This is a genomic window from Vibrio sp. TH_r3 (assembly GCF_033101115.1).
In the GTDB taxonomy this organism is placed as follows: domain Bacteria; phylum Pseudomonadota; class Gammaproteobacteria; order Enterobacterales; family Vibrionaceae; genus Vibrio.
The window spans coordinates 1-253 of the sequence record NZ_JAWMPW010000110.1 but is presented as its reverse complement, the minus strand read 5'-3'; the positions used below and the strand labels follow the sequence as shown (position 1 = coordinate 253).

Annotated in this window: 1 pseudogene; it reads left to right on the top strand. The window is 45.8% G+C overall.

The window, feature by feature from the left end:
• Positions 1-26: 26 nt before the first annotated feature.
• Positions 27-253, top strand: a pseudogene (locus R3X26_RS19115) (transposase); the annotation flags it as partial.

Genomic DNA, 253 nt, shown 5'->3' with positions numbered 1-253 from the left:
TGCGGTACCTAACACAGGAAGCATCCATGACCACTGCAAGAAGCCAACAAGTTTGCATTGACGCCACCCCTTATTATCACTGCGTTTCTCGTTGTGTTCGCCGCTCTTTTCTATGTGGTTATGATGCCTTTTCACAAACAAGTTACGAGCATCGACGAGACTGGATTGAATCTCGCATCAAAATGCTCGCCACTGTCTATTGTATCGATATTTGCGCTTATGCGGTGATGAGTAATCACTACCACCTTGTGGT